Source organism: Sporosarcina luteola (genome assembly GCF_023715245.1).
In the GTDB taxonomy this organism is placed as follows: domain Bacteria; phylum Bacillota; class Bacilli; order Bacillales_A; family Planococcaceae; genus Sporosarcina; species Sporosarcina luteola_C.
On record NZ_JAMBNV010000010.1, the window covers coordinates 1 to 1,392 of the forward strand.

At 48.9% G+C, this 1,392-nt stretch carries 9 tRNA genes and 2 rRNA genes; all 11 read right to left on the minus strand.

Features of this window, described 5'->3' with window-relative positions:
• Positions 1-128: 128 nt before the first annotated feature.
• Positions 129-204 (minus strand) — tRNA-Ala (locus M3152_RS17675).
• Between the two features lie 11 nt (positions 205-215).
• A tRNA-Pro gene (locus tag M3152_RS17680) sits at positions 216-292 on the minus strand.
• A 16-nt stretch (positions 293-308) separates the two neighbouring features.
• Positions 309-385 (minus strand) — tRNA-Arg (locus M3152_RS17685).
• Between the two features lie 26 nt (positions 386-411).
• A tRNA-Leu gene (locus M3152_RS17690) sits at positions 412-500 on the minus strand.
• Positions 501-509: 9 nt separating this feature from the next.
• Positions 510-584 (minus strand) — tRNA-Gly (locus tag M3152_RS17695).
• A gap of 9 nt (positions 585-593) precedes the next feature.
• Positions 594-675, minus strand: a tRNA-Leu gene (locus M3152_RS17700).
• Between the two features lie 30 nt (positions 676-705).
• A tRNA-Lys gene (locus M3152_RS17705) sits at positions 706-781 on the minus strand.
• Positions 782-789: 8 nt separating this feature from the next.
• Positions 790-865 (minus strand) — tRNA-Thr (locus M3152_RS17710).
• A 25-nt stretch (positions 866-890) separates the two neighbouring features.
• Positions 891-966 (minus strand) — tRNA-Val (locus tag M3152_RS17715).
• Between the two features lie 28 nt (positions 967-994).
• Positions 995-1,110 (minus strand): 5S ribosomal RNA (gene rrf, locus M3152_RS17720).
• 161 nt (positions 1,111-1,271) lie between these two features.
• A 23S ribosomal RNA gene (locus M3152_RS17725) occupies positions 1,272-1,392 on the minus strand; the annotation flags it as partial.

Below are 1,392 nucleotides of genomic sequence, written 5' to 3' on the forward strand. Positions count from 1 at the left end.
CGAGTTTCTTGCTGGCATCAATTAAGATGTCAATTTGAATCCGAAGATTCGTTTGTTCTTTTCACCGACAGAGTCGGCTCCAGAACTTTATTTGTTGACGTTTTGCTGTTCAGTTTTCAAGGTTCATATGGTGGAGCCTAGCGGGATCGAACCGCTGACCTCCTGCGTGCAAGGCAGGCGCTCTCCCAGCTGAGCTAAGGCCCCGGAATAAAAAGTGGTCGGGAAGACAGGATTCGAACCTGCGACCCCTTGGTCCCAAACCAAGTGCTCTACCAAGCTGAGCTACTTCCCGATATTTATAAAGTTAATGGCGCGCCCGGCAGAAGTCGAATCCACAACCTTCTGATCCGTAGTCAGACGCTCTATCCAATTGAGCTACGGGCGCCTATTCATTTAAATGAGACACAGTGATGGTGCCGAGAACCGGAATCGAACCGGTACGGTAGTCACCTACCGCAGGATTTTAAGTCCTGTGCGTCTGCCAGTTCCGCCACCCCGGCGCAAGTAAATGGAGCGGAAGACGGGATTCGAACCCGCGACCCCGACCTTGGCAAGGTCGTATTCTACCACTGAACTACTTCCGCGAAAAAAAGTGCGGGTGAAGGGAGTCGAACCCCCACGCCTTACGGCACTAGATCCTAAGTCTAGCGTGTCTGCCAGTTCCACCACACCCGCATATTAAAATCAAAATCGAGCAATAAAAAATGGTGAGCCATGCAGGATTCGAACCTGCGACCCTCTGATTAAAAGTCAGATGCTCTACCAACTGAGCTAATGGCTCGGAAAAAGTGGTGCCGGCGATAGGAGTCGAACCCACGACCTACTGATTACAAGTCAGTTGCTCTACCAACTGAGCTACACCGGCACATAAAAGGTATATAAAAATAATATGGTGGAGGATGACGGGTTCGAACCGCCGACCCCCTGCTTGTAAGGCAGGTGCTCTCCCAGCTGAGCTAATCCTCCAATTGTAATTCCTATAGGGAATTGACAAGCCCGGCGACGTCCTACTCTCACAGGGGGAAGCCCCCTACTACCATCGGCGCTGAAGAGCTTAACTTCCGTGTTCGGTATGGGAACGGGTGTGACCTCTTCGCCGTCGTCACCAGACTTGTAACATCCTTTTCAAGGACATTAATCATTATACCAATTCTCTATAGATTTACAAGTACTTTTTTTATAAAAATACTTCGAACGATACTTATTCGTTCAAAACCGGATAAAACAGACATTGTTGCTGAACTTCAAGTTCAACCGTACTTAAGTAACTTAAGGTTAAGTCCTCGATCGATTAGTATCCGTCAGCTGCACGTGTCGCCACGCTTCCACCCCGGACCTATCCACCTCATCTTCTTTGAGGGATCTTACTTACTTGCGTAATGGGAAATCTCA